The following is a 19,947-nucleotide window of genomic DNA, read 5'->3' as shown; positions in this document are numbered from 1 at the left end:
TTTCTTCCTCAACAACTACCTTTTGGATCAAAATGTCCAGACAAACAAGTTCAGGCATTCCGCTAAAATCGATTTATAAAGCTGATGACTTACCAGAAGATTTGGTGGATACGGCCGTTCCCGGCAAACCACCCTTCACCCGCGGCGCCTACCCCGGCATGTACCGCACCAAACCGTGGCGCATCTTCCAACTTAGCGGCTACGGCAACCCCGAAGACGAACGGGAGCGCATCAAATTCCTGCTGGATCACGGCGAAACTGGCTTCATCATGGAGCACGACCGCAATACGGCCGATCACCTCTACAACGTTGATCATCCCGAAGTGGTCGCCCGCAAAGAAGATGTGGGGCTGTCTGGCGCGGTCATTTTGGGCGTGCGCGATTACGAAACCATCCTCGACGGCATTCCCATTGACCAATATTATTGCCATCCTGGTGGCGCCGTCGTGCAGCACGGGCCCTTTGCCTTGGCCTGCTACTGGACCGTAGCCCAACGACGCAAACTAAACCTGAAAAAGCTGGCTGGCACCGGCCAGAGCGACTTCTTCCTCACCTACCTGGGCTGCATCACCAAGCAGCAGGTGCCTGCCCGCGCCGGACTGCGCTTCAACTGTGACATCATTGAGCATTGCGCCCAACACATGCCCCGCTGGGTGCCCGTCTCCATCGCCGCCTACAACGGCGCCGATACCGGGCTAAACGCTTATCAGGAACTGGCGGCCCTGTTTGCCAATGCGGTGGAATATTTGGATATGGTGCAGGCGCGGGGCAATCTGGATTTGGCACAGTTGGCACACGGCATCGGCGGCGTTAACTTCCGCGTCTCGATGGATCTGTTTGAAGATATTTGCAAGCTGCGCGCCGCCCGCAAAATGTGGCACCGACTGCTCACAGAACGGTACGGCATTACCGATAGGCGGGCTCTACGGTTGCGGATTCACGTGGTTACCGCCGGATCGGCCATGACCTACCAGCAGCCGCTGAACAACATCGCCCGCGGCACGCTGATGGCGCTGGCCTCGGTGCTGGGTGGCGTGCAGTCACTGGGCGTTTCCGGCTACGACGAAGCGATTTCGATCCCATCAGAACATGCCCACCAAATGTCGGTACGCGTCCAGCAAATTTTGCAGCACGAAACAAACGTAACGGCCGTTGCCGATCCGCTTGGTGGTTCCTACTTCATCGAAAACCTGACGGCCGAATTGGAAGAACGCGCCTGGGAGTTTTTCAATCAGATTCAGGACGAGGGCGGCTTCATCGCCACGCTAGACAGCGGCTGGCTGCACCAACACGCCAGCCAAAATCAGATTGAGCAAGAGATGGCTTTGTGGGACGGCCGTAAATCGGTCGTCGGCGTCAACATGGCTCAAGAAAGCATCGAGCCGCTGGAAATCAACGGGCACGAACCGGTGGAAGGCGTCTGGGAAAACGCCATGAATCGCTTAGAAACGATCAAACACAGCCGAGATAATAAAGCCGCCAGCCAAGCTCTGCGGGAATTGGAGCAAGCGTGTCGCGGTGATGCCAATATGATGCCGCCAATGATGACGGCCGTAGCGGCAGACGTTACCCTCGGTGAAATCGGCGACGTGTTCCGCACCGTCTTCGGCGACTGGAATCCGCCCATTCAACTGTAATCAGTATTCGGTAATCGGTGACCGCTACAAATAGAAATCTGCGCTAATGGTTCGACTTCGCTCACCACAAGCCTGCGTAATCTGCGGATAAAATGGACGAGAGAACAGCACCCATCAAAATCCTACTCGCTAAAACCGCCCTAGACGGCCATTGGCGCGGCATCAACGTCGTGGCCCGCGCCCTGCGCGACGCGGGCTTTGAGATCATCCTTGTCGGCATGGCCAAAGCGGAAGAAATCGTCCACGCTGCTCTTACTGAAGATGTGGATTTGATTGGCTTGAATGTAGGCGGCCGTATCGAAGTGGTAGAGCGAATTTTGGCACAGCTAGAAACGGCCGAACTCGATATTCCCGTCTTTGCTGGCGGCACCATCTCACCCAAAAATTGCCGCCGCCTCAACGAGCAAGGCGTCGAAACCTACCCACCCGGCTCATCTCTACACGAAATCGTCGCCGCCGCCGAAAGATTAACCAAATGTGCAATGTAGACTTCAAAAGTCTTGAAAGTAATTTAGCCAAAGCAAAAAGTGGCTAAGACTTTTGAAGTCTCGCCTAAATTCTCAAAAACCTCTGTGCCCTATGTGGCAAATAATAATTTATGGAAGAACTCATTCACAATCCAAACAGCCGCTTCAAAGAAACGTCCCGCTCCTTAGAAATTTTGGAAGAAGCCTCCCGCCTCTTCTACGAAAATGGCTACGGGCATGTGGGTATGCGGCTCATCGCCGACGCGGTTGGCGTGCGTGCTGCTACCCTTTACCACCACTTCAACGGCAAAGATGACATGCTCTTCCAAATTGCCTTGGGCGTGACCCAAACCTTTATCGAGCGCATTCTGCCCACGTTAGAAGAGACAGACGGCAGCCGAGCCGAGCGGCTCAAAGCATTTATACGACAGCACATCATCTTCCGCTGGCAGCGACGCTACTGGATTTCGACTACGCTGCGCGACCTGAAAGCATTGCCCATCAAGCAGCAAGATGAAGTCATTGGCTACTTGCGCCATTATCAAGACATCTTGCGAAACTTCATTCAGGCAGGCATTGACGAAGGGACTTTTCACACACAAAATGGCACCCTGGCTGGTCTGGCCCTCATCGGCATGATTCACGGCATCAACGATTGGTTCAACCCCAGCGGCAACCTAACCATCGAGGCTGTGGCCGACATGTATGCGGATATGGCCGTAGACAATCTGCTCCGCGCGGCGAATTGAACGACTAATTCTCTGCGCCTTCGCGCCTTTGCGTTAATTTTTCAAAAGGAGGATGTATGACACCACTCACTTCCCATCATCAAAGCATCGTTGGCCGAGCCACCATTGGCGACCAACTCCGCCGCCATGCCCAGCACGAACCGGAAAAAGCGGCCGTAATTTTTTATTACGCCAACGGAACCCGCGAAGTACACACCTACGGTTCGCTCAACCAGCGCGTCAACCGACTGGCTAATGCCCTGCAAGCGCAAGGCGTGGGTCGTGGCGACGTCGTGGCGATGATGTCACGCAACAGCCCAGATTACGTCACCGCCTGGTATGCCAGCCTCAAGCTAGGCGCCATGCTCACCGGCATCAACTTCACCTTCAAAGAAAAAGAAATCACCTACCAGGTAAACCACGCCGAACCGAAAGTGCTCATCATCGAAGATATTTTTGTAGACCGCATCACCGAAATTACCCAAAATTTGCCCAGCGTACAGGCTTACGTGATGAGCAACCCCACGGGCGAAGGCAGCGCGCCGGACGGCTGGCACCTGTTCAGCGATTTGGTTGCTGATTCGCAGCCAGACGATGAACCAGACTCTGACGTGACGGAGTGGGACGTAGCGATGCTGCAATACACCAGCGGCACCGAAGCGTTCCCCAAAGGCGTCATGATTCCCCATCGCAACTACCTCATCTCCACCGCGCCCGCCTGGATGGCTGCGTTGGGTATCAAGCCCAGCGACATTTGGCTCTTTTTGATGCCCTTCTTCACCATTGCCGGGCTGGGCAGCATGACCACCCTCACGCTGGTTGGGGCTACGCTCATTTTGGTGCAAACGCTGGATGCCAAAAGCGCACTAAACATGATCGCCGACGAGCGCGTCACGCTGATGGCCCAAACGCCCACTTTCTTCCTGGCCATGACCCAGGTGGAAGGTTTCTACGAAACGGACGTAAGCTGCCTGGAGAGGTGCATCACCTATGGCGGCACCGTGCCGCAGGCGATGATCGATGCCTGGCAAAAAGCGTCGCCAGGCATTGTGTGGGGCACTTACTGGGGCCAATCTGAGCTGTCCCAGCTAGGCTCGATTGGCTGGTTTAGCACGCTAGATGACGTGCCGGACAACGATCCCACCTGGATTGGCAAGCCGGTGCCGCAGCTAGAAATTCGGGTGGTAGACCCGATGGGAAACGATGCCGAAATCGGCGAACTGCTTTGCCGCTCTCCCTCGGTGATGCTGGGTTACTATAAGGATGAGGCAAAAACGGCCGATACCATCCGCGACGGCTGGCTGTACACCGGGGACATGGTGCGGCTGGACGCCGATGGCAATATGTTCTTCTATGATCGGGTGAAGGACATGATTAAAACAGGCGGGATGAACGTCTCGTCGCAGGAGGTTGAGCGGGTACTTTATCAACATCCGGCGGTGCATCAAACGGCCGTTGTCGGCCTGCCCGATCCTAAATGGCTGGAAGCCGTCACCGTCTTCGTCATTCCCAAGCCCGGCCATGAAACGATTGACCCACAAGAGATTATTGACCACTGCAAGGCCAACATGGCGGGCTACAAAGTTCCCAAAGCCGTCCACATCGTGGAATCCATTCCCACCGATACGCAAGGTAAATTGTTAAAGCGCGAACTGCGCCGTCAATACAGCCAGACATAGCTGGCACATTCATAGCAATTCGGCTTAGCCGCAGAAACAAATCTCAAAAATCTCTGAGTCCTCTGTGGCCAAAACCGAAAAACATTAAGCTCGAAGGAGGCAAAAAATGGAATTTTATGACGTCATCAAAACCGCAGGCACCTGCCGCTACTACAAAGAAGACGCCATCCCGGATGATGTGCTGGCGCGCGTGATGGACGCGGCTCGCTGGGCACCCCAGGGGGGCAACCGACAGCCCAACCGGTACGTCGTTGTGCGGGACCCGGCCACCCGCAAGCAGCTACGCGACTGGTACTATCCCATCTGGGCAGAATATCTGGCCGCCGCTGGGATGGGGGAGATCAAAATTCGCTCAGACAAGGGCGTACCCAAAATTTTGGTCGATGCCGACATCTTCGCTGACAACTTCCACAAGCCCCCGGCCATCGTCGTGGTCTGCGCCAAAATGGAAGATATTCACCCCACCGACCTGGAGCTGGAGCGCGACCCAATTGTGTACGGCTGCTCCGTTTATCCGGCCGTAGAAAACCTGCTGCTGGCCGCCCGTAACGAGGGTTTGGGCGGGGCCGTGACCACACTGCTTTGCGCCGTTGAGCCGCAGGTGAAAGAGCTGCTCAACATCCCCGAAGGGTACGCGACGGCTTGCCACATCACGTTGGGCTATCCAGAAAATCCGTTCCCCAAGAAGCTAGCCCGTATGCCTCTCACCGACGTCGTTTTCAGCGAAACGTTCGACACCCCGATGTATTCCTAACGCAATGACAGGTGACAGGCACGTTCGGAGGTGCCTGTCACCTAAGCCATCGCTATACTCCCCACATGACCCAAAATTTAGACGATTTCATTGATTTGGCGCGCGGCCGTCGCGCCATTCGCCGTTACACAGACCAGCCCGTGCCGCCAGACCTGCTGAACCAACTGCTAGAAATTGCGACCTGGTCTCCCTCCGCCCACAACCGGCAGCCGTGGCGCTTTGCAGTGCTAGAAACCGCCGCCAGCAAAAAGAAGTTGGCCCGCGCCATGGGCCAACGCCTCCGCGCCGACCGCACGGCCGACGGCGACCCGCCAGACGTAATTGAGCGGGACGTGGCTCGCTCTTTTGCCCGCATTACCGGCGCGCCGGTGCTCATTGTGGTGTGCTTGAGCCTGGCCGATATGGACAGCTACCCTGACCCCCGCCGCGGCCGAGCCGAGCGCACAATGGCGGTGCAAAGTGTAGCCATGGCGGCGCAAACTATGTGGCTGGCCGCCCACGCCGCCGGGCTAGGTGCCTGCTGGCTGTGCGCCCCGCTTTTTGTGCCGCAGTTGGTACAAGAAACGCTCAAGTTGCCTGATGATTGGGAGCCACAGGGTATGCTGACGCTGGGCTGGCCGGCCCAAGAAAAAGAGAAATCCCGCGCCCCCTGGCCTAGCCGTGTGCAATTTGTAGATCGGTGAAACCACTCCTGTAGCCGCGCTTTCTTAGCGCGTTCAGCCAATTGCCACAGCGCGGTAAGAAACCACGGCTACTGGCCTTCCATTTTGGCCAGCAACTCCGCTAAAACATGTTTGGTCCCGGCTGTGTTGGGATGATTCGGGAGCGCAGCATCCAATATCGAAACAGTCCGCTCTAAATATTCCCGTGCCATATGGTACTCTCCAACCGCTAGCAACAACCGCCCCAAATTGTTAAGATCCGTGGCCACACTTGGGTGCTCTGACCCCAATGTTTTTTCATCTATGGCCAAAGCACGTTCATAGTAGAGTCGTGCCGCTTTGTAATCTCCCATTGTTTTCAGCAACAGACCCAAATTGGTATTGGCTGTGGCAACTTGGGGATGGTCAGGTCCTAATACCCTTTCCGAAATAGCTAAGGCGCGTTCCAGATATACAAGTGCTGCCCCGTATTCTCCCATTGTCTGTAGTAAGTGTCCAAGATTGTTGTTAAGTACGGCCAAATAAGGGTGGTCAGCACTGAGATTCTTTTCAAGGATCGATAATGCACGTTCCAAAATTGGTCGTGCAGCCTCCCATTCTCCAACAGTTTGAAACAATGCAGCGAGATTGTTGAGTCGAATCGCTACAGTTGGATGGTCTGGTCCCAACACTTCCACACTGATTTTCAAAGCGCGCTCTAAATACGGGCGGGCCACCTCGTATTTTCCTACCGCCCGAAGTAAATTACCAATATTGTTCAGACAAACAGCGGTATAGATATGTTCCGGGCCAAGTACTTCCTCACAAAGGGCTAAAGCATCTTTATAATTGATTTCGGCAGCGGTATATTGACCACGATCATCTAAAAATTGACCCATGTGGTTCAATAGGCTTGCCGTGAGCGTACTTGCTACCTTCAGGTTGAGGGCAAAGCCTGTAGCCGCGGCAGCGTGAGGAAGCAATATACTACCCCCCTCCCAAGTTGTCATGTCGTTCGTCGAGTAAGGAAACGCTTTTTGCAACAGCAAAACTGCCACTTCAACATAGGTCTGTTTTATTTCAAGCGGCATTTGGTCGCGAGCCACCGTTTGCACCAGGCGGTGCAGGGTTAGCGTGACGCCATCCCGCGTCAGCAAGGAGTAGCGGCGCAGGGCGACAATCGCTTTGTCCAGCTTCAGCTTGCTCTCCGCCAACGCCACCAATTCTTGCGGCAAGGGTGGTTCATCAACTGACCCAACAGCCGCCATCAACACATTCAACGGAATGTCGTCCGGGGCTAAAAAGCAGCAAAGGTTCAGCAGTTCGGCCGCGCCGAGGGTTTGCCGCACCTGGGCAAAGGCCAGTTCCCAGGTGGTGGTGATTGTCTTTTCGTCGTAGTCGGCCGGGGCGGGCAAATCATCTCCCCACAGTTCCACTCGCTCGTTGGCAAAATAGCCTGCGTAATCGGCCAGGGTGCAGCCCGTTTCTTCTACGTAGGCGCGGGCGTGTTCCAAGGCCAGCGGCAAGTTGCCCAATAAATGAGCCAAACTTTTGGCGTCTTCAGCTTGTGGGTGCGCCTCCATCTCCTCGCTTGCCATTTCTGGCTGCCCCAGCAAAAAGGCCACCGCTTCGGCATCGTCAAAGTGGGTCAGGTTTAGGGTGTGGGCCAGGCCACCCCAGTTGGGGTTGCGGCTGGTGATGAGGCAGGCACCCCGCCCCATTTTGGGCAAAAACGGCCGCAGGTCGTTGGGCTGGATAGCATCAGCATTGTCGTACACCAGCAGCCAGCGTTTGTCGGTTGTGTGCAGCCAGTTGAGGGCCAGTTGGTGCAGGGCTGGCTGGTCGGTCACGCTGCGGCGGGCCAGCCCCAGTCGATAGGCTAGTTCGGCCAGCTCGCCGCCCAGCGTCACGGCGTCATCGGCACGCAGCCACTGGATCAGGTCGTAATCATTGAGGTGGCGGTAGCAGTAGGCCAACGCCAGTTGCGTTTTGCCCACGCCACCCAGCCCAGCAACAGCTTGGGTCACGGCAATGGGTTCGTCCTGGTGGAGGGCATCGTGCAGTTTGGTTTGCCACGCCTCTCGCCCAGTAAACAGCTCATTGCGGCGGTAGGGAATGTGGTGTGGCGGCAGTAAGGCGATAATGTCGGGAACATGAGGACGGGCTTCCTTCACCAGAGCCATTAAGTCAGAAACGCAGTTGTTTCGTTTGGCCCAATTGATTAGTTCCAGCACGTTGGCCGCTTTGCCTCGGCCGCCCAAGTTCTCAAAATCAACGCCCAAATCAAAACAGAGAGCACGCAGTTCTTCCTCGCTGAAATTTTCCTCAATTTGATTTCTTAGCTGGGTTAGTTGTTGCGTGTCAATTTCTGGCACTGGCCTGCTCCATGTTTCGTTTGGCTGGGCAAATCTGCAAACTATTCTAAACGGACAGCCACCCTTCCCGCAAGCCAGAATTTCCCGAAAACGCAAACTATCTCAAAGGGCTCATACCCTCCAGGCTAGTGAGGTCACCAAGCCGCTCAATCCTAAAGACAAAATCGCGGGAACGCTTTTAGGGACGTTGAAGGGGCGGTTCCTTTGTATTCTGCGAGCAACAAATCACAAACGCAGCTAGCAAACAAGCAAATATTCCCAAATAGGAGTGAACAATGGATATCAAGTTGAATGAAAAAAGCGGAACCGATTTAGCAATCCTGGAGGTAAAAATGAACAATAACCAAGACCAAAATCATGAAGCACTGTGGCAATGTGATCACTGTTCCGCCTGGTGGGGCAGTCAGCCCTATGCCCAGCCAACACGCTTCATGTTGGAGCTACCAATTGAGCAACTTACTGCACTCGGCTGGGACAACTTTCGCGGTTGGCGTCTCGGCAACAACCCCAACATCAACACCTGCCCCGTTTGCGCCAATGAGGTAAGCCAACCAAGCTACGGTGCGGTTTCGCCAGAAGCGCAGCCACAGGAAAGTTTCGCAACCATTTTGGCACCGGTGCTTTTATCAGCCAACTAACCCTTGGGTGGCACGGTGGGACGCCAGCCACAGCTCGAAAATTGCGCTTAAAATTATTGCCAAAGAGTGCCATAATCACACCATTTAGCCCCTTCACGGGGCTTTTTGGTTGTTTGAGTGTGTCCGGTATAATAAATGTCAATCTTTTATACTGGACTTAAGACAAAAAAGGTGACAGGCACTTTGAAAGTGCCTGTCACCTACAACATGCAGATTATGGATTATTCAAAACAGGTTCCAGCGGCCGAGCGAACGTTGAATATTCTGGAAGCGTTGAGCGGTGTGCCGGATGGTTTAAGCGCAACGGAGCTGCTGGCGCAGCTGGATGATGTATCGCGGAGTGGGTTGTTTGCGCTGCTGAACACGCTGAAGGCACGTGGCTACATCGAGAAGGGCCACAACCGAGGAAAGTACCAACTTGGCCCGGCGCTGTGGGCATTGCTGCCGCGTCAGTCGCTGGGGCTGGAGCCGCTCATCACTGCCTTTACCACGGAAATGGCGCAGGTTGATTTGGCAGAAACGGCCGTTCTCCTCTGGCTCGATCGAGCTGAAACCGTCTTGTTAGCACAGCATGAAGGCGTTAACCGGGTCCGGGCCGTGTTCCGGCTAGGGCAGCGAGACGCGGCCGAAAGCAGCCCCGGCGGTCGGCTGCTGCTGGCAGGCTTGCCAAACCAAGTGACCCAGCAAACGGCTATCTTCAACCAATTCCGCAATGAGGGGGTCGCCAAACAAGAAACGGCCGAAACCATCGAACTTGCCTGCCCCATTTGCGCCGACGGCGTGCAGCCAATTGCCGCTGTGCAGGTGAGTGTTCCCATCTTTCGTGGTGAGCCAACGGCCGTTGCCGAGATTAAAAAGCTGGTGCAGCAAGCGGCGGCGCGCATCTCTTTCCGACTGGGGGCAACTGTTTACCAGCCCTACGGCTGGGCCACTAACGAGCAAATCGGCCCTAACCGCGCCTTGAGCCAGACCGAAATTGAGCAATTTTTGCGGGGGCCGTGGCGCGCCCGGCTGGCCTGCGTGCGCGCCGACGGTACGCCCCACGTTTTGCCGCTTTGGTATGAATGGGACGGCCGTTCCTTTTGGGTCGCCGCCACGCCGGGGGCGCAATGGAAGCAGGTGGTGGACGAAACCGGGCACGTCTCGCTGACGATTGATGAGCCGTGGCCGCCGCTGCGCCGGGCGTTTGTGGTTGGCTCGGCAAAGACAGTGCAGGGTAGCCAAGTTCCCGGTGGACTGACCGGGCTGCGGCAGAGGCTGGCCATCCGCTACTTGGGCCAGGGGGCTGACCAGCAGCCAGAATTAAGCCGAACCGAGGGATGGACGGCCGTACAAATTACGCCGCAGCGCATCAGCGGGCAGCAAGGGCTAGGCCGCCCATGAACTCATTGGATATTCGCGTGGGCGGCTTGAGCCACCGCTTCGACGACACCCACGCGTTGCAAAATATCAATTTGCACATTCAGCCGGGCGAATTTGTAAGCCTGATCGGGGTTAGCGGCTGCGGCAAATCCACCCTGATGCGGCTGATTGCCGGGCTGCAACCGCCCTCGCAGGGCGAGGTCTGGCTCGATGGGCAGCCACCTCGGGTAGCACGTGCGGCCAAGCAGATTGGGTGGATGGCCCAGCAAGCTGCCCTGCTGCCGTGGCGCACCGTGCTGGAAAACGTGCAGCTTGCCCAAAAAATCAATCCGCAGCAGAATGCTGAAGTGCTGCCACAGCCGGACGCGTTGCTCAAAATGGTCGGCCTAACGGAGTTTGCCACTGCGTATCCGCTGACGCTTTCTGGCGGAATGCAGCAACGGGCGGCACTGGTGCGCACCTTGGCGACCGGCGCGGCCGTTTGGCTGATGGATGAGCCGTTTGCTGCCCTGGATGAGCTGACGCGGGAGCTATTGGCCGGGGAATTGCTACAGCTTTGGCAGCAGTTCCGGCCAACGGTCCTGTGGATCACGCACAATTTGCATGAGGCGATTCGCTTGTCTGACCGGGTGGTGGTGCTCACGCCGCGGCCCGGCACGATTGCGGGAGAAATCGCGGTGCCACTGCCCCGCCCCCGCAACGACACCAGCGCACAATTCCAAGACCTTTTGCGGCAGGCGCGGTCGCTGCTGCGGCAGGAGCGGGTGCATGGCTAGTGAAAAAATCACCCCTGAATTGAGGCTACCGCAGCCAGCCGCCAACCGTCGCCATTCACGAAACTGGTCAGGCGTGGGCTTGCTGATTGGCACCCTTTTGCTGTGGGAAACGGCCGTTCGCCTCACCGACACGCCTGCCTATCTGTTTCCTACACCAACGGCCGTTTTCAGCTACCTGTTCACCCATCTGGGGGATTTGCTGGTGGCGGGCGGGATCACGTTGCTGGAGGCGGTGGCGGGGTTGGTTCTGGGAACGGCCGTTGGTCTGGCCCTAGCCGTCCTCATCACCTTTTGGCAGCAGTTGGAACAAGGCGTCATGTCGTTGGCCATTCTGATCAAGTCCACGCCCATCATCGCCATTGGCCCCATCTTGACGATTTGGCTGGGCTTTGGCCCCGCACCCAAAGTGATTGTAACGGCACTGCTCACCTTTTTCCCCGTTCTGATCAATGCGCTGACTGGTTTTCGCTCGGTGGATGGCGCCTTGCTGGATTGGCTGCGTTCGCTCAACGCCACGCCGCAGGAGATTTTCTTGCAGGCGAGATGGCCGGGGGCACGGCCGTTTCTGTTTGCAGCCTTGCGAGTGGTGGGGCCGCTCTCGCTGATCGGCGCAGTGGTAGCGGAATGGATGGGCGCATCCAGCGGCCTGGGCCGCGCCATGTGGCTGGCCTACACTAATTTGAACATGCCAGCCCTGTTTGCCGCTGTCTTTATTTTGACGGGCTTGAGTACGGCCGTTTACCAAACCATCGTCTGGTTAGAAAAACGGTTCCTTTTTTGGGAATAAATTAGCCGCAGATTTCACGGATTTTGGTTCTCTCTGTGAACCTCCGCGCTTCTCTGTGCAACTATGTGTTTCGCATTTTGACGTTTATTTAGGAGAAGAAATCTTGCCACGCAACCAACTAGCTGTTTTATTTTTCATCATACTTCTATTGACAGGCTGCCAAGCCGGAGGGCAAGAAGCACTGCGTGAAATGACGTTTATGGCAGGCTTTCGCCCTCAGGCCAATTTGCCCTTCGTAGGTGCCTACGTGGCGCAAGAAAAAGGATTCTATGCCGAAGAGGGGCTGGCCGTCACCATTGAACATTCGGCCGGGGGCGGCGAACATCTGCAGCTGCTGGCGGCTGGCGAAGTGCAGGTGACCACGCAAGATGCGGCCGTTTTGCTACAACGCCGCGCCGACCCCGGTTTGCCGCTCGTTTCCATCGGGCTAATTGGGCAGCGTGGGCAGCAGGCGTTTGTGGCTCTGGCAGACAGTGGTCTCACTTCCCCGGCAGATTGGGCAGGGCATACCGTCGGCTTCAAAGGTACGCCGCCGCCTGATTTGTTTGCCCTGCTGGCCGCCAACGACCTGATGGAAAATGACATAGAGCTGGTAAATGTGGGCTTCGATCCGCGGACGCTGACGGAGGGGCTGGTGGATGTGTATCCCGTCTTTAAGTCCAACGAACCGAACCTGATTCGCGGCTGGGGCTTTGATCTGGTGCAGTGGGAAGCGGCCGATTTTGGCGTGCCCACGCTTGGCCTAACCTATGTCACCACCGAAGTCCTAATCGAATCCGACCCGGAAATGCTGCAAGGCTTTATGAATGCGGTTGTACGCGGTATCGAGTACGCGCAAGCAAATCCCGATGAAGCGGTGCAAATCGTACTGCAATACGCTGGCGAAGACGCAGATGCAGACCATATGCGCTTCATGCTGGAAAGCGAATTGGTGGATGCTAGCTCACCCGGTGGCTTTGGCTGGCAAACGGAGGCACAGTGGCAAGCCCTGGCAACCATGCTGCAAACATATGACTCGTTGCCAGGGGAAGTGGACGTAACGGCCGCTTTTACTACGCAATTTTTAGAAAGGTAATGAACTTCTGGACCATCCTCCCCGCCAAATCGCTGCACCTAACCAAATCTCGGTTAAGTGCTGTGCTGTCTCTAGCGGAAAGAGCGGAATTGACCCTGCATCTGCTGGAGCGCACGCTCGGATTGCTGCCGCGAGTGACGCTTTTGGGGGAAACGGCCGTCGTCACACAAGACCCCACCGTGGCCGAAATGGCCATGCGGTTTGGCTGCCGCTGTCTGGCAGAACCGCAGGGCAGTGGTCTCAATGGGGCGGTCTCGACCGGCGTTAAGCTGGCGGCACAAAACGGAGCCAGCCATTGCTTAGTGTTGCCCTCCGATTTGCCTTTTTTGGCGGATGAAGAGTTGGCGAAATTGGTAGGTTTGGCAGAAACGGCCGTTTCCCAGCCCACCCTCATTTTATGCGGCGATCGGCAGCAGCAGGGCACCAATGGGTTGATTGTGCCGACGGGCTGGGGGTTTCGGTTTGGCTACGGCCGTAACAGCTTTCACTACCATCAACAGGAAGCAACTCGGTTGGGATTAGCCTGCCACGTCACGCAATTGCCCAGCCTCCAGTTCGATCTGGATACCGAACAGGATTTCGCTCTCTACGCGAAAAAACGCAGCTTGATTCCCACCTGAAATGTTGAATTTTCCCAAAATTGAGATACCTTCTAATCAAGCAAACCACAGAAAGAAGTTTGAAAAACGAAGGCGGTTTCTCTTTGGTTTGCTCAAGTAAATCACAATTTCGCGACCCAATTTTCATCAAAATACTTTTTGTGATTTACACACAAATCAACAAAGGAAATTTGAACCATGCAATGTTCTGTGTGCAAAGGTGTCATGCTGCAAGAAATGACAACCTACAAAACCGAAATCGACGGCGAAGAAGTAATGATAGAGGATGTGCCCGTTTGGGTCTGCGAACAGTGCGACTCCTCTTTTTTGGATGATGACGTGATAGAAGCAATTGAAGATATGCTGGCCAGTTTCGCGGGCGGTTTGGCAGATGAAGAGCCGCCAGAAGAAATTGAGTTGGAATAATTTTCTTGCAACCAAACACCCCCATATTTCGTAGAAAATAGTAGGTTTTCTAATAATAAGCCCATATTTGGGCATGAAAGGAGCGGGCTATGTGGCGTAAGTTGATAGCTTTGATGGTAATCTTCGGCACGCTGCTGTTTGGCGTGCCTGCTGTTTTAGCACAAGATAAATCGTACAGTGCCGACCGTTTTGACGTGGACGTGGTGGTTCAATCCGATGGCTCGCTGCTGGTGACAGAGACGGTTGTTTTCACATTTGTGGGCGAGCCATTTACGTTTGTGTTTCGTGAGCTGCCAACCAGCAAAACAGACGGGATTGAAATTTTGTCGGCGTCGGTAGACAGCCGTACCTACCCCGCAGGCACCAATGCAGGACAAGTTGAAATTGAAGACGGCAACGACATTCGCATCACCTGGCACATAGAGCCGACCGTCAATACAAGCCGCACTTTTGTGTTGGAATACCGTATGCTTGGCGTGGTACGTCAGGAAGATGGCGTTGATCTGCTCCGCTATCAGCCACTGCCCGATGAGTTTGAGTACACAATCGACAGCAGTACCGTCACCGTCACATATCCGACGGTTGCCAATTTGCTTGAAACGCCAGTGGTAACGACCGGTCAGGCTCAGGTAGATCGCGGCGGCAACATGGTCACATTTAGCCGCCAAAACGTCAAATCGGATGAGACGATGGTGTTTGCCATGCAATTTGCCGAGGGTAGTCTGATTTCTGCCCCACCTGCGTGGCAAGTGCGACGCGCCGAGCAAAACGCATTGGGGCCGCTGTGGATTGGTGCGGGGGTCTTCATTTTGGTAGTTGGCTCATTGGGGGCTTGGTGGGTTTACCGGACCCACCAACCCAAGACACACAAAAGTACGGCCGTTCTCTACGAACCACCGAATGATTTACCCCCTGCCATTGCTGGGGTGCTCAACGGGCATGGGGCTAAGCCCGCCTGGAGCAATGCCTTAGCGACCTTGTTCGATCTGGCCGACCGCGGCATTTTGAGCATCGAGGAAGTCGAAGATAAAAAATGGTATCAGGGTCAGGATTTCGTTATTGTGCAGCAAAAAATGTCACCTAGCGGCTTACGGCCGCATGAGCAAGGTCTACTGGATTTGCTGTTTGAGACGAAGAAAGGGCAGGAAACGGCCGTAAAAATGTCTAAACTCAGCACCATGGTTAGCGGCAAGCAGTGGAAGAAGTTTACCGAACCGCTGGAAGCAGAGCTAAAAGCGGCTGGATATATTGACGCAGCGCGTAAATCTCGCCGAAATTGGGTGATGGCTGGCAGCATCATCTTTCTCATTATTGGTACGGCTGCCATGATTGGCTTACCGATGGGCCTGGCAGATCAGTTTGGTGCCTGGCCAGTCGCAATTGGCATGAGTTTATTCATCCTCTTTGCGGTTTGGCTGACCATGGGCAATGCGCTGACTATCTTGACAGATGAGGCCAAAATGATGGCCGATGAATGGCAAGGCTTTCACGATTACTTAAAAGATGTAACGCACAAAAAAGCGGCCGTAGGCGGCACCAATATATTCAACCAGTTTCTGCCTTATGCAGCTAGCTACGGCCTGCTGCACCAATGGGCCAAATTCTTCGAGAAAGAAGGCTGGACAGAAGTACCGCCTTACTTCCAGGCGGTGAACCGCTCTGGCAGCGAAAGTATGGCCGCATTCGTGGCTATGACTGGCAGCTCATCCTCCTCTGGCGGCGCGGCTGCTGGCGCGGGCGGAGCAGCAGGTGCGGCCGGTGGCGGTGCCAGCGGCGCTGGATAGCTACATAACGCTTTACATCTTAATATTTTCAACTCCTAGAAGAGGCATCTTCTTCCGAAGACGCCTCTTTTTTCTTCTCATTTCTTCATCCAATTGTTAAGGCACTTTTGCTAAACTAAGGCACCGGGAACTTTTCTCACCCGGTTCTCGTTATTTGAGTGACAACAATCAATGTATTGGATGGAGTAATGGTGCTTATGATAAAAAGACGTGTTCTTGTTTGGATTTTTCTAATTCTTACGCTTCTAGGCTCAACTGCGGCCGTACTGGCCCAAACCATCGTAGACCCCCTACCGGAAAATAATCTCATCGAAAATCCTTGGTTCCGTGAAGGCAATAAGCCCAGCCTAACCGAATGGACCGATGCAGCAGGCAGCAATGTGATCTGGTCGCTCAGCCAAAAACAATCCAACCCCTCGCCAGATGAGATCATTGGCACCTCTGCACGGCTGGCCTTTGGCTCTGGCCAGGGGGGTGGCACCGGGCAAGGTGGCGTGGATTCATATTTGTATCAGGTTGTGGCTGCAGACTCGTCGCTGACGCATCTGCAATTCAAAATTCATTGGGTCACCCAGTGGATTGACCGAGCGGCCGTCACAATTTACGGTGGCAATTCGGCAGATGGCCCGTGGACGGCCGTTTGGGTGCCGCTGGAAATAGATCAATCCACTTCCACAGGCGGTGCCTGGACGCAAACAGAACTGCTGGACACCACAATTGCAGAAGGATTCCCCTTTTATAAAGTGGAGCTATTTGGCCGCTACCCGGAAGGAGGTCGGCAAGGGGTAAAATACACAGGCGTTTACTTTTCAGTAGACGGGAATGCAGGTGAAGTGGCTGATGCCCCACCATCACCTACCGAGGAGTCATCTCAGCCTGAGCCAACGGCACAGCCGCCAGCAGAAACGGCCGTTCCCCCCACCAACACCCCCATGCCAACGGCCGTACCAGAAGAAGCACAACCCACCATGGAATCAGCCGCAGCGGTGGCCATCGCTGCCACTCCGGAACTAGACCCCACCGAGCCTGCCCCACGCCCCACCAGAGTTGAAAGAGAAACGGCCGTGCCAGACACAAATCCAGCACCCACTGCCAATAACACGCCCAGCCCCATTTTCCTGGTTATCCTCGGGATACTGCTGCTTTTGGTTATCATTCTGGGCATTGGCTGGGCACGTGCCACCCGCCGCTAAAAAGAAGTCCGATTTCTGCAAATTTTGCAAGAAATCGGACTTCTAAACGTTTCCTATAATTTGCGAACTTAAACCTTATCCTTAAGCATCATTACCTTGCTCAAGTGAGCGTCTGCCGCCATAGCGAGGCAGCAAGTCGCCATTTTCGGCACGCTGCTTCGCCTCGCGCAATGTTTCTGGCAAAAGTTGGGCCATGAGCAAAGTGGCTAACGCGGAATTTTGGTCACCACCACCTGCCTGATTAACAATCACAGGACGAGGTGCGCTGCGCAGCAAATCTTCGGCCACATCTAGCCGCTTCACTGCCAACTCATATTGCAGCACGGCTTGGTTATCCTTGTACGATTGCCCTAGCCGGTGCAAGGCCCGTGCCTCATTCTCAGCCGATTTCAGCTCAGCACGGCCTTCCGCCTCTATTTCCAGCCTGATTTTCTCAGCCTCAGCCTCGCGCTGTTGCAGCATTTGGGCCACGCTTTCTCGCGCTTTGTTAATCGCTTCCTGCACGGCAATGCGCTTCTCGTCACGCTCCTTCTTGGCACGCTCAATTTCCAGCAGCAGCGCATCCTGGCGACGCTTCCGCACCAGCTCCCACTCTTTTTCGTAGGCCACCAGTTCTTTGGCCACGCGCTCACGGGTAGACAAATTTTGTTGGTACTGGTTCGGCAGCTGCACGTCGGGGATGTTTGCACCGGTAATTTTGACGCCGTACCGGCTCATTTGCCGATTGAGCGTCTCGCGCATGTCGTCTACATTGCTGCCACGCAGATCGTAGGCGTTGGCCGTTTCTACCTGGCGGCTGCGATTGCGGATGGCATCCTGTACCGCACTGCTCAACACCATATCGTAATTGCTAGCACCAATGTGCCGCACAAACAGTACTGGGTCAATAATGCGGAACTTCAAGAAGAACTCAATGGATTTGAGCGGCACGTTTTCATGCGTGGGGCAAGCCAGCACGGGGGCAGTGTAGGGAATTTCTGTGGAGGTATCCACAATATACTCAACTTTCTCCCACGGCCACCACAGCAAGCGACGACCTGGCTTCAGTGAGTCTTCAATTTTGCCCCAGCGAGAAAGCACACCAGTCGTTCCTTGCTCAATCTCCACGATGGCACTGCGCCACCAGGCAAAGGCACCAATCAGAGCAAAGAGCAAAATGCTAACGATGCCAAACCCAATGCCAGCCCCGGAAAATCCAAAGAGCAGTAAATTGGTAACAAACGAGTACAGGCCAAGCGCAAACCAGATCAGATAGGCCATGCGTCGCCGATCTTTGGGAATAACGACTGGAACTAGGGAACCGCCATCTCCTGAGCGAAGCAAACGCTGGATATTGTCCCAATTACCTACAACTTCTTTAATGCGTGAAAAACTTTCTCTAACTGCCATTAGCTTCCTCCCTGACCATTTTCGTCATTTTCGATGACGGCAGCGGGTGGCAAGACGGCTTCCAATTCGGCCGTTTTCGTCGGGTCAATGTCGGCCATGGATAGCATATCTTCATCTTTTTCAACTAAACTATTCAGCTTGGGGGTACGCTCTTTAATGCGTGCCATAATTTCATTAGCGCGGGCACGAATCGCCTTGATGTCTTCTTCGGTGTAAAGGGGTTTATCTGCGATACCCATCATTTGGCGAGCCACCGCCATAAAATCTATCTTGTTTTGCTCCGCTTCCCCGAGGTTCACAATTTGGGGCAGCTTGTCGGCAACGGCCGTAATCTTGTCTAGCACCTCTCGCTTATAACGGTACTCCAAAATTTCCGGGTAGTAGGCACTGTTGACAGTGCGAATATCAAGTGCCTGCGCTTCCAGCAAGGCAGCATTGGCCTGCGCCTCACTTCGTGCCTCGACGAGTAATTGCCGGGAATACGCGTTGGCCTGGTTGATGGCCTTCTCATGGGCCGTATCAATTTCTGCCTGCGAAGTAGCAATCTCAGCCCGAATTTCAGACAGCGTTTGCCGCAAAGAGGCTAGCTCCTTGTTCAAATCACCCTCATCCTGGCTTTTGCGCAGCTCCAACTCATATTGGTAGGTGTACGCTTCTTTGGCTACTTTCACCACTTCGGCCGCCGCCAAGTCCATCCGGTACTCCTGGCTGGACGGCTCTGCGTGGGTGATGTTGGCATTAACAAAGCGCACCGCTGGCAGGAATTGGCGATTGAGGGTTTCCAACATCCCTTGGGTGCTTTCGCCAATCAGGTCGTAGATTTCTTCCGCTTTCTGCTCATAAATCAGGGCGCGGGTTACTTCGCTGATGGCGTTGTGCAGCTTCTCAGAGAAGCCATTGACGCCACCCAGCGTAAAAATAAATTCCACCGGATCCTCAATGCGAAATTGGAGGAAGAGATCGACGGAGGCATTAACGCGGCCAGAGGTTGGTGCTTCACGGATTGGCGCGTTGTATGGATACTCTTTGGTGGTATTGACAATGTAACTCACTTTGCGACGGGGGTGGAAACCCAGAAATTTGCGGCCGGGACCAACAACTTCTTCCAGCTTGCCAAATTTGGTAATGAGGGCGTGACTGCCGTCTGGCACCATCACAATGCGGGCGCGGGCCACGTTGAGCGCGGCAAACAACAGCACCAGCAAAAAGTAATGGGGGCCAAAAAAAGCGGTGGCGATGCCTGAGCCGAACAACAGATCAATTCCACTGCTAAAAAGCTGCCCGGCCAGACCGAAGAACAGGAACAAGACAGGCACGGTAAGGGCAAAAAAGTAGGAACCAGATCGTTTGGGGATGACGACCGGAGAAATGACGTTGGTGACTTCTTTGCGTAAATCTTTCTCATCTTTGGTGAAGCTGCGGTTGAGCACTTCGGCGGCTTCTTCCAGCGTTGCTGCCATCTGCGAAATCTGGGTAACGGCAGATTCTCCACCCTGGCGGGCGGAGATGAAGTCCCTGGCATCAATTTGGAATTGCTCAAACGCTTCGGATTGAACAAGTTCGGTGACGCCACGAACAATTCTTTGCACATTGGCCATTGTTGTTCTCCTTGGAAGACTTTTGAAGTTTCTGCGCTA

Annotated in this window: 18 protein-coding genes; 15 read left to right on the top strand and 3 right to left on the bottom strand. The window is 54.8% G+C overall.

Annotated features, from left to right (window positions below):
- Window positions 1-32: 32 nt before the first annotated feature.
- The 6 genes from ACOQPU_RS24865 to ACOQPU_RS24840 all read left to right on the top strand — a co-directional run bounded on the left by ACOQPU_RS24865 (window position 33) and on the right by ACOQPU_RS24840 (window position 5,948).
- Window positions 33-1,637, top strand: coding sequence for a methylmalonyl-CoA mutase family protein (locus ACOQPU_RS24865; RefSeq protein ID WP_420642525.1), 1,605 nt, complete (start codon window positions 33-35; stop codon window positions 1,635-1,637).
- 92 nt (window positions 1,638-1,729) lie between these two features.
- The gene (locus ACOQPU_RS24860) at window positions 1,730-2,125 is read left to right on the top strand and encodes a cobalamin-dependent protein (protein WP_420642524.1); all 396 of its coding nucleotides are present in this window, start codon (window positions 1,730-1,732) and stop codon (window positions 2,123-2,125) included.
- 110 nt (window positions 2,126-2,235) lie between these two features.
- Window positions 2,236-2,853, top strand: coding sequence for a TetR/AcrR family transcriptional regulator (locus ACOQPU_RS24855; protein WP_420642523.1), 618 nt, complete (start codon window positions 2,236-2,238; stop codon window positions 2,851-2,853).
- A 56-nt stretch (window positions 2,854-2,909) separates the two neighbouring features.
- Window positions 2,910-4,511, top strand: a complete 1,602-nt coding sequence (locus ACOQPU_RS24850; RefSeq protein ID WP_420642522.1) for a class I adenylate-forming enzyme family protein — start codon at window positions 2,910-2,912, stop codon at window positions 4,509-4,511.
- A gap of 106 nt (window positions 4,512-4,617) precedes the next feature.
- On the top strand, window positions 4,618-5,265 hold the full coding sequence (locus tag ACOQPU_RS24845) for a nitroreductase family protein (RefSeq protein ID WP_420642521.1): 648 nt from the start codon (window positions 4,618-4,620) through the stop codon (window positions 5,263-5,265).
- Window positions 5,266-5,330: 65 nt separating this feature from the next.
- Complete coding sequence (locus ACOQPU_RS24840) at window positions 5,331-5,948, top strand: nitroreductase family protein (protein WP_420642520.1); 618 nt, start codon at window positions 5,331-5,333, stop codon at window positions 5,946-5,948.
- Between the two features lie 68 nt (window positions 5,949-6,016).
- On the opposite strand, the gene ACOQPU_RS24835 is transcribed toward ACOQPU_RS24840, so the two are convergent.
- Window positions 6,017-8,281, bottom strand: a complete 2,265-nt coding sequence (locus ACOQPU_RS24835; RefSeq protein WP_420642519.1) for a tetratricopeptide repeat protein — start codon at window positions 8,279-8,281, stop codon at window positions 6,017-6,019.
- A gap of 332 nt (window positions 8,282-8,613) precedes the next feature.
- Here ACOQPU_RS24835 and ACOQPU_RS24830 point away from each other — a divergent pair, with 332 nt between their 5' ends.
- The 9 genes from ACOQPU_RS24830 (at window position 8,614) to ACOQPU_RS24790 (ending at window position 16,921) form a co-directional block, all read left to right on the top strand.
- The gene (locus ACOQPU_RS24830; RefSeq protein WP_420642518.1) at window positions 8,614-8,919 is read left to right on the top strand and encodes a hypothetical protein; all 306 of its coding nucleotides are present in this window, start codon (window positions 8,614-8,616) and stop codon (window positions 8,917-8,919) included.
- A gap of 216 nt (window positions 8,920-9,135) precedes the next feature.
- A complete protein-coding gene (locus ACOQPU_RS24825) occupies window positions 9,136-10,302 on the top strand; it encodes a pyridoxamine 5'-phosphate oxidase family protein (RefSeq protein ID WP_420642517.1) in 1,167 nt (388 codons plus the stop codon).
- Window positions 10,299-11,057, top strand: a complete 759-nt coding sequence (locus ACOQPU_RS24820) for an ABC transporter ATP-binding protein (RefSeq protein ID WP_420642516.1) — start codon at window positions 10,299-10,301, stop codon at window positions 11,055-11,057. The genes ACOQPU_RS24825 and ACOQPU_RS24820 overlap by 4 nt, the downstream gene beginning before the upstream one ends.
- Complete coding sequence (locus tag ACOQPU_RS24815; RefSeq protein ID WP_420642515.1) at window positions 11,050-11,844, top strand: ABC transporter permease; 795 nt, start codon at window positions 11,050-11,052, stop codon at window positions 11,842-11,844. Before ACOQPU_RS24820 ends, ACOQPU_RS24815 begins: the two co-directional genes overlap by 8 nt.
- A 103-nt stretch (window positions 11,845-11,947) precedes the next feature.
- Window positions 11,948-12,919 carry an ABC transporter substrate-binding protein gene (locus ACOQPU_RS24810; protein ID WP_420642514.1) on the top strand — a complete coding sequence of 324 codons (972 nt, stop codon included), beginning with the start codon at window positions 11,948-11,950 and terminating at the stop codon, window positions 12,917-12,919.
- Window positions 12,919-13,539: a 2-phospho-L-lactate guanylyltransferase gene (gene cofC, locus ACOQPU_RS24805; RefSeq protein WP_420642513.1), complete on the top strand. Its 621-nt coding sequence runs from the start codon at window positions 12,919-12,921 to the stop codon at window positions 13,537-13,539. Before ACOQPU_RS24810 ends, cofC begins: the two co-directional genes overlap by 1 nt.
- Before the next feature lie 177 nt (window positions 13,540-13,716).
- Window positions 13,717-13,944, top strand: coding sequence for a type II toxin-antitoxin system MqsA family antitoxin (locus ACOQPU_RS24800; protein ID WP_420642512.1), 228 nt, complete (start codon window positions 13,717-13,719; stop codon window positions 13,942-13,944).
- 89 nt (window positions 13,945-14,033) lie between these two features.
- Entirely contained in the window at window positions 14,034-15,728 is a 1,695-nt protein-coding gene (locus tag ACOQPU_RS24795) for a DUF2207 family protein (protein ID WP_420642511.1), read from the top strand.
- A 197-nt stretch (window positions 15,729-15,925) separates the two neighbouring features.
- Entirely contained in the window at window positions 15,926-16,921 is a 996-nt protein-coding gene (locus ACOQPU_RS24790; protein ID WP_420642510.1) for a hypothetical protein, read from the top strand.
- Between the two features lie 81 nt (window positions 16,922-17,002).
- On the opposite strand, the gene ACOQPU_RS24785 is transcribed toward ACOQPU_RS24790, so the two are convergent.
- The gene (locus ACOQPU_RS24785) at window positions 17,003-18,310 is read right to left on the bottom strand and encodes an SPFH domain-containing protein (RefSeq protein ID WP_420642509.1); all 1,308 of its coding nucleotides are present in this window, start codon (window positions 18,308-18,310) and stop codon (window positions 17,003-17,005) included.
- Complete coding sequence (locus tag ACOQPU_RS24780; protein ID WP_420642508.1) at window positions 18,310-19,908, bottom strand: SPFH domain-containing protein; 1,599 nt, start codon at window positions 19,906-19,908, stop codon at window positions 18,310-18,312. The genes ACOQPU_RS24785 and ACOQPU_RS24780 overlap by 1 nt, the downstream gene beginning before the upstream one ends.
- Window positions 19,909-19,947: the final 39 nt, after the last annotated feature.

Source organism: Candidatus Leptofilum sp., from assembly GCF_965223285.1.
Lineage (GTDB): Bacteria > Chloroflexota > Anaerolineae > Promineifilales > Promineifilaceae > Leptofilum.
This window is presented reverse-complemented; position numbering and strand designations above follow the sequence as displayed.

Excerpts from the sequence above, each read along its gene's own strand:
- ACOQPU_RS24840 (WP_420642520.1), top strand. The coding sequence starts at position 5,331 with ATGACCCAAAATTTAGACGATTTCATTGATTTGGCGCGCGGCCGTCGC.
- ACOQPU_RS24825 (WP_420642517.1), top strand. The coding sequence starts at position 9,136 with ATGGATTATTCAAAACAGGTTCCAGCGGCCGAGCGAACGTTGAATATT.
- ACOQPU_RS24785 (WP_420642509.1), bottom strand. The coding sequence starts at position 18,310 with ATGGCAGTTAGAGAAAGTTTTTCACGCATTAAAGAAGTTGTAGGTAAT.
- ACOQPU_RS24855 (WP_420642523.1), top strand. The coding sequence starts at position 2,236 with ATGGAAGAACTCATTCACAATCCAAACAGCCGCTTCAAAGAAACGTCC.
- ACOQPU_RS24820 (WP_420642516.1), top strand. The coding sequence starts at position 10,299 with ATGAACTCATTGGATATTCGCGTGGGCGGCTTGAGCCACCGCTTCGAC.
- ACOQPU_RS24790 (WP_420642510.1), top strand. The coding sequence starts at position 15,926 with ATGATAAAAAGACGTGTTCTTGTTTGGATTTTTCTAATTCTTACGCTT.
- ACOQPU_RS24815 (WP_420642515.1), top strand. The coding sequence starts at position 11,050 with ATGGCTAGTGAAAAAATCACCCCTGAATTGAGGCTACCGCAGCCAGCC.
- ACOQPU_RS24865 (WP_420642525.1), top strand. The coding sequence starts at position 33 with ATGTCCAGACAAACAAGTTCAGGCATTCCGCTAAAATCGATTTATAAA.
- ACOQPU_RS24845 (WP_420642521.1), top strand. The coding sequence starts at position 4,618 with ATGGAATTTTATGACGTCATCAAAACCGCAGGCACCTGCCGCTACTAC.
- ACOQPU_RS24780 (WP_420642508.1), bottom strand. The coding sequence starts at position 19,908 with ATGGCCAATGTGCAAAGAATTGTTCGTGGCGTCACCGAACTTGTTCAA.
- ACOQPU_RS24800 (WP_420642512.1), top strand. The coding sequence starts at position 13,717 with ATGCAATGTTCTGTGTGCAAAGGTGTCATGCTGCAAGAAATGACAACC.
- ACOQPU_RS24830 (WP_420642518.1), top strand. The coding sequence starts at position 8,614 with ATGAACAATAACCAAGACCAAAATCATGAAGCACTGTGGCAATGTGAT.
- cofC (WP_420642513.1), top strand. The coding sequence starts at position 12,919 with ATGAACTTCTGGACCATCCTCCCCGCCAAATCGCTGCACCTAACCAAA.
- ACOQPU_RS24860 (WP_420642524.1), top strand. The coding sequence starts at position 1,730 with ATGGACGAGAGAACAGCACCCATCAAAATCCTACTCGCTAAAACCGCC.
- ACOQPU_RS24795 (WP_420642511.1), top strand. The coding sequence starts at position 14,034 with ATGTGGCGTAAGTTGATAGCTTTGATGGTAATCTTCGGCACGCTGCTG.
- ACOQPU_RS24850 (WP_420642522.1), top strand. The coding sequence starts at position 2,910 with ATGACACCACTCACTTCCCATCATCAAAGCATCGTTGGCCGAGCCACC.